The organism is Micromonospora mangrovicola (assembly GCF_047200535.1).
Taxonomy (GTDB): Bacteria; Actinomycetota; Actinomycetes; order Mycobacteriales; family Micromonosporaceae; genus Micromonospora.
In genome coordinates, this window is the sequence record NZ_JBJZOG010000049.1 from 43206 (window position 1) to 49805 (window position 6600).

At 71.9% G+C, this 6600-nt stretch carries 4 protein-coding genes and 1 pseudogene; 3 read left to right on the forward strand and 2 right to left on the reverse strand.

Going from position 1 to position 6600, the window contains the following annotated elements; genetic code table 11:
• Positions 1 to 19: 19 nt before the first annotated feature.
• Positions 20 to 952: a carbohydrate kinase family protein gene (locus ACL02O_RS20075; protein ID WP_412819640.1), complete on the reverse strand. Its 933-nt coding sequence runs from the start codon at positions 950 to 952 to the stop codon at positions 20 to 22.
• A gap of 330 nt (positions 953 to 1282) precedes the next feature.
• Here ACL02O_RS20075 and ACL02O_RS20080 point away from each other — a divergent pair, with 330 nt between their 5' ends.
• Positions 1283 to 2407 carry a lytic polysaccharide monooxygenase gene (locus ACL02O_RS20080; RefSeq protein ID WP_412819641.1) on the forward strand — a complete coding sequence of 375 codons (1125 nt, stop codon included), beginning with the start codon at positions 1283 to 1285 and terminating at the stop codon, positions 2405 to 2407.
• A gap of 72 nt (positions 2408 to 2479) precedes the next feature.
• On the opposite strand, the gene asnB is transcribed toward ACL02O_RS20080, so the two are convergent.
• Complete coding sequence (gene asnB / locus ACL02O_RS20085; RefSeq protein ID WP_412819642.1) at positions 2480 to 4441, reverse strand: asparagine synthase (glutamine-hydrolyzing); 1962 nt, start codon at positions 4439 to 4441, stop codon at positions 2480 to 2482.
• A gap of 112 nt (positions 4442 to 4553) precedes the next feature.
• Here asnB and ACL02O_RS20090 point away from each other — a divergent pair, with 112 nt between their 5' ends.
• Entirely contained in the window at positions 4554 to 6029 is a 1476-nt protein-coding gene (locus tag ACL02O_RS20090; RefSeq protein WP_412819643.1) for an aminopeptidase P family protein, read from the forward strand.
• Positions 6030 to 6329: 300 nt separating this feature from the next.
• Positions 6330 to 6600 (forward strand): annotated as a pseudogene (locus tag ACL02O_RS20095) (hypothetical protein); the annotation flags it as partial.

Sequence of the window (6600 nt, forward strand, 5' to 3'; positions counted from 1 at the left end):
CGACGCGATTCCGGGAGGGTCAGCCGGGGAAGCGGGCGGCGACCGCGGCGCGGGTGGGCATGGCGGTGGCGCCGCCGGGGGACTCGCAGACCAGTCCGGCCACCCGCAGGGCGAAGGCGACCCGGTCCCGCCAGCCGGTCGGGTCCACCGGCTCGCCGGCGGCGAGCAGCTCGGCGATGAGCGCGCCCATCACCGAGTCGCCCGCGCCGGTGGCGTCCGTCGCGGCGACCTTCGGCGCGGGGACCCGGACCACGTCCTCGGCGGCGGCTACCAGGGCACCGTCCGCGCCGAGGGTGACCACCACGGTCGCCGCCCCCAGCTCCCGCAGGTACGCGGCGACCCCCTCGACCGGCTCATCCGGGTAGAGCAGCCGGGCGTCCGCGCTGCTCAGCTTCACCAGGTGGGCGCTCGCGGCGAACTCGGCGACCACCTCGCGCAGCCCGCCCAGCGCACCGGGGCCGCCGAGCAGGCTGGGCCGCACGTTCGGGTCGAACACCCGCAGCGCCCCGGCGATCGACCAGGCTCGCCGGGCGGCGGCCAGCACCGGCGGGTCGAGCAGCACGATCGAGCCGCAGTAGAGCACGTCCGCGCCCTCGACCAGGGCCACGTCCAGGTCGTCCGGGCCGAGCAGGGCGTACGAGCGGGGCTCGCCGTAGAAGCGGAAGTCCGGTTCCGGGCCGGAGAAGGTGGCCACCGCCAACGCCGTCGCGGCCGGCACGGTCACCGCCCCGGCCAGCCCGACGCCGGCGGCGTCGAGGAAGGCGCGGATCCGCTGCCCGAGGGCGTCGTCGCCGAACGACCCGACGAACTGGACATCGCCGCCGAGCCGGGCGACCGCCACGGCCACGTTCAGCGGTCCGCCGCCGATCGCCTGCCGGTAGACGGGCTGCCCGTCGTACTCGGCGTCGAGCAGGTCGACCAGCGCCTCGCCGAGCACCACCGCGTACCCCATCCTGGCTCCCTCCGTACGTCGTACCCCCGATCCTGGCGCATGCCGGAACGCAGCGCGAGAAGACCCCCTCAGTGACCGACGGCTATTGCGCCCGCTACTGCGGCATGGTGGGATTGCGCTTGCCGGAGTGGCGCGGGGGCTGCCGCGCCGCCGGCCGCCGGGTCGAGCCGACGCGAGGGGCACCCCGGTCCGCGAGACGGACCGCTGGCGGTGCACGCCCCTGACGGCCCCGGCCTCCGCCGACCGCCGGGCGCGGCACCGCGATCGTCGCATCCGCTCGTCGCAGCGGGGCGGCCCGCTGGGGCCGCGCCCGCGAGTCAGGAGAACCCCGTGCACCGATCCCGTACGGCCGCGCTGCTCACCGCGGCCGCCACCCTGGCCCTGGGCGCCTTCGCCCTGGCCAGCAACTCCGCCCCGGCAGCCGCGCACGGCGCGGCGATGACCCCGGGCGCCCGCACCTACCTGTGCTGGAAGGACGGGCTCACCGCCACCGGTGAGATCAAGCCGAACAACCCCGCCTGCGCCGCGGCGGTCGCCGAGAGCGGAGCGAACTCGCTCTACAACTGGTTCAGCGTGCTGCGCTCGGACGCCGGCGGCCGGACCGTCGGTTTCATCCCCGACGGCAAGCTGTGCAGCGGGGGCAACCCCAACTTCAGCGGCTACGACGCGGCCCGCAACGACTGGCCGCTCACCCACCTGACCGCCGGGCGGACGATGGAGTTCCGGTACAGCAACTGGGCCCACCACCCGGGCACCTTCTATTTCTACGTCACCAAGGACAGTTGGAGCCCGACCAGGCCGCTGGCCTGGAGCGACCTGGAGGACCAGCCGTTCCTGACGGTCACCAACCCACCGTCGGTCGGCTCCCCGGGCACCAACGACGGGCACTACTACTTCAACGGCACGCTCCCGGCGAACAAGAGCGGGCGGCACATCATCTACTCCCGGTGGGTCCGCTCAGACAGCCAGGAGAACTTCTTCGGCTGTTCCGACGTGACCTTTGACGGCGGCAACGGCGAGGTCACCGGGATCGGCCCGGGCGGCACCCCGTCGCCCACCACCCCGGCCCCCACCCCCACCACGCCGACGCCGAGCCCGACCGGCCCGACGCCCACCCCGACGTCGAGCCCGACCATGCCCCCGCCGGGCAGCGGCGCCTGCATGGCGGTCTACAAGGTGGTGAGCGCCTGGAGCGGAGGGTTCCAGGGCGAGGTCATGATCATGAACCACAGTGCCCAGACCTGGGGCAGCTGGACCGCGAGCTGGGCCTGGCCCAGCGGTCAGACCCTCACCCAGGTCTGGAACGGCAGGGCGAGCACGAGCGGATCGTCGGTGACCGTCACCAACGAGTCCTGGAACGGCACCCTCGCCCCGGAGGGCACCACGACCTTCGGCTTCCTGGCCAGCACCTCCGGCACCAACACCATGCCCACGGTCACCTGCACGGGCAGGTGAGCCACGAGCGCGCGCGTTAGCAAGGGCCCCCGGTACGACGCCCCGGCGCCGTGTCGGGGGCCCGTTCAGCCGTCAGCGGACCATGCTGCCGACCACCGGCTTGGTGAGCAGCGCGGACTGGTTGCGCTGGATGCCCGGGTCGAGGGTCTTCGCCACGAAGATGGCGTGCCAGATGCAGAAGATCAACACCGTCCACACCTTGCGCGAGTGGTCCGCCTCCTCCCGCTTGTGCTCGTCCAGCAGGCGCATGGCGTACGGCAGGTCGATCAGGTCGCCGGCGCCCGAGGTGGCCAGCACGTGCCGGGCCCACTCGTACATCTCGCCGCGCAGCCAGACCCGGGTCGGGGTCGGGAAGCCGAGCTTCTTGCGGTTGACGATGGCCGGCGGGACGACGCCCTGCAGCGCCTGGCGCATGGCGTACTTGGTGGCCTCGGAGCGGGGCGGCAGCTTCAGGTCGACCGGAATGCCGGCGGCGACGTTGAAGACCTCCCGGTCCAGGAACGGCACCCGCACCTCCAGCGAGTGCGCCATCGAGATCCGGTCGGCCTTGACCAGGATGTCGCCACGCAGCCAGGTGTAGAGGTCGACGTACTGCATCTTGGTGACGTCGTCCAGCTCGGTGCACTCCGCGTAGATCGGCGCGGTGACGTCGGTGTAGCGCACCGAGGGGTCGTAGCGGCGCAGCAGGTGCTGCTTCTCCTCCTCGGTGAACATCCGGGCGTTGCCGTAGTAGCGCTCCTCGATCGGGGTGGTGCCGCGCTCCAGGAAGCTCTTGCCCTTCACGCCCTGCGGGATGGCCTTGGAGACCGCCCGCAGGCCCTTCTGCACCCCGCCGGGAAGGCCGTTGACGCCGCTCAGCGAGAGCGGCTCCCGGTAGATGGTGTACCCGCCGAAGAACTCGTCCGCGCCCTCGCCGGAGAGCACCACGGTGACGTGCTCGGCGGCCTTCTTCGCCACGAAGTAGAGCGGGACCAGCGCCGGGTCGGCCACCGGGTCGTCCAGGTGCCAGACGATCTTCGGTAGCGCCTCCATCATGTCCTGCGGCCCGATCTTGGTCGGGATGGTTGTCACGTCGAGGTGCCGGGCCGATTCCTGGGCCACGTCGATCTCGGAGTAGCCGGGCACGTCGTACCCGACCGTGAAGGTCAGGATGTTCGGATTGAACTCCCGGGCCAGGGCGACCACCGCGGTGGAGTCGATGCCGCTGGACAGGAACGAGCCGACCGGCACGTCCGAACGCATGTGCATCCGGACGCTCTCCCGCAGCGTCTCCCGGATCTCGTGGTACAGCTTCTGCTCGTCGGCCATCGGGGCCGGGTGGAACACCGGCCGGTACCAGCGGCGCACCTCGATCCGGCCGCCCGGGGTCCAGGTCAGGTACTCCCCCGACCCGATCCGGCTGATCCCCTTGTGCAGGGTGCCCGGCTCCGGGACGTACTGGAGGGTCAGGTAGTGGCTCAGGTTGGCCGTGTCGATCCCGGCGTCGCCCTGGTACGCCGAGTGGGCGAACGGCAGCAGCGCCTTCTTCTCCGACGCGAGATAGAGGCCGTCCTGCGTCTCCAGGTAGTGCAGCGGCTTGATGCCGAAGTAGTCCCGGGCGCCGAAGGCCCGCCGCTCCTGCCGGTCCCAGATCACGAAGGCGAACATGCCGCGCAGCTTCGTGAGCACCTGCTCGCCCCAGTAGTGGTAGCCGGCGACGATCACCTCGCCGTCGCCGTTGGTGACGAACTCGGCACCGTAGTCCCGGATCAGCTCGTCGCGCAGCTCGATGTAGTTGTAGATCTCGCCGTTGAAGGTGAGCAGGTAGCGGCCGTTCGCGTACGGCAGCGGCTCGTGGCTGAGTGCCACGTCGATGATCGCCAGACGCTTGTGGGCGAACACCCCGTCCGCGTACCGGCCGGAGGCGTCGCCGACCACCTCGACCCCGGTCTCGTCGGGGCCGCGGTGGTGCAGGCACTCCAGTGCTCCGGCGATGTGGTCGCGGTGGGCCGCGGCGTCGCCGCGGGCGCTGAAAAAGGCCAGGAGTCCGCACATGGTGGTCATCTTTCCACGCGGCCGAAGCGGACGTCGCGGCACCGCAGGCTCTCTTCACTCCCGCGCGCGCGATACCGTCTGGACCAGCGATGAGGCTCGAGGAGGACGGATCATGGCCGAGGAGCGGACGCAGCAGGGCAAGCCGGCGGACGGCACGGAGTCGCACGACCCGGACTTCCCGGAGGCGTTCCTGGCGTTCATGCGGCAGGGCTGGCGGGACACCGAACTGCCGGTCGGCCCCCGCCCGGAGGTGCCCAACCACGCCAAGCGGCGGGCCGCGCTCGCCGCGGCCTTCCCCGGGGAGACCCTGGTCATCCCGACCGGCAACGAGAAGGTACGGGCCAACGACACCGACCACCGATTCCGGCCGGGCAGCGACTTCGCGTACCTGACCGGCGACCTCGAACCGGACAGCGTGCTCGTGCTGCGCCCGAACGGGGACGCCACGCTGTACATGCGACCCCGGTCGTCCCGCAAGACCGACGAGTTCTTCCGCAGCCGGCACGGCGAGCTGTGGGTGGGCCGGCGGCCCACGCTCAACGAGAAGTCGACCGAGCTGGGGCTGCCCACCGCCGACCTGAGCGAGCTGGACGCGGCCCTGGCCGACCTGGCGCCGGGGCGTACCCGGGTGCTGCGCGGCTTCGACGCCCGGGTGGATGCCGCGGTGCGGCCGTACGACGGGGCCCGGGTCGACGGGCAGCCCGGCCGCGACCGGGAGCTGGCCATCGCGATCTCCGAGCTGAAGCTGGTCAAGGACGAGTGGGAGATCGCCCAGCTCCAGGAGGCATGCGACGCCACCGTACGCGGGTTCGAGGACGTGGCCCGGGCTCTCCCGGCGGACCGGGCCGTCTCGGAGCGGCTGCTGGAGGGCGTCTTCGCGCTGCGCGCCCGGCACGACGGCAACGACGTCGGGTACGGCTCGATCGTCGGCGCCGGCGAGCACGCCACGATCCTGCACTGGGTGCACAACCACGGCGCCACCCGCCCGGGTGAGCTGCTGCTGATGGACATGGGCGTGGAGAACCGCAACCTCTACACCGCCGACGTGACCCGGGTGCTGCCGGTCGACGGCCGGTTCACCCCGCTGCAGCGGCAGGTGTACGACGCCGTCTACGCCGCCCAGCAGGCCGGCATCGACGTGATCAAGCCGGGCGTGGCGTTCCGCGACGTGCACCTGACCGCGATGCGGGTGCTCGCCGAGGCGCTGAAGGACCTCGGGCTGCTGCCGGTCAGCGTGGACGAGGCGATGGACCCGGCCTCCACGGTCTACCGCCGCTGGACGCTGCACGGCACCAGCCACATGCTCGGCATCGACGTGCACGACTGCGCCAACGCCCGCAAGGAGACCTACCGGGACGGTCCGCTCGGCGAGGGGTACGTGCTCACGGTCGAGCCGGGCCTGTACTTCCAGCCGGAGGACGAGCTGGTTCCCGAGGAGCTGCGGGGCATCGGCGTCCGGATCGAGGACGACATCCTGGTCACCGCCGACGGTCCGGTGAACCTCTCGGCCGGCCTGCCGCGCCGCTCGGACGAGGTGGAGACCTGGCTGGCCGAGCAGCGCGAGGCCGGCCCCCGCCTGCCGGGCTGACCGGGAAGGCACGACCCGCACGACGGGCCCGTCCGTCGGCGTCTGCGACGTTTGTCGTCGTCCGACGCCGGTGGCGGGCCCGTCGCCGTTTGCGCTGCTCGCTGCCGGTGCGGGCGGTCACGCACCGGCTCGCACCACCCGATCGAGTGTGGGCGTAATGCGCGATTTTTTCGTATACGTCCGCGTCGCGAGGAAGCTTCTCATACGGTGTCGATCAGAGGCTACAACCGGTTTGTAGCTGGTCGCCCCGCCCCGGGTGGTGCGACCCCTTTGGGAGAAACCGAAAGGGCGGAAGCTCTGATGTCCAACGACGTAACGACTTCGGACGGCGGGTCCCCGATGGTCCCGCCGACGAGCAGGCGGCGGGCGCTCTGGGTCGCCACCGGCGTGGCCGGACTGACCGGCGTCGTCGGTCTGGCGGCACTCGGTGGCCTCGCCGCTCGCGACAACAACAAGTCCGACGACGCGCAGCGCGTCGCGGAGAACCACGCGGCGGCGCCGCAGAACGCCAGCGACGCCGGCAAGACCGGCGAGGACCGTGACGGCAAGAAGGATGAAGCCGCCCGGGACG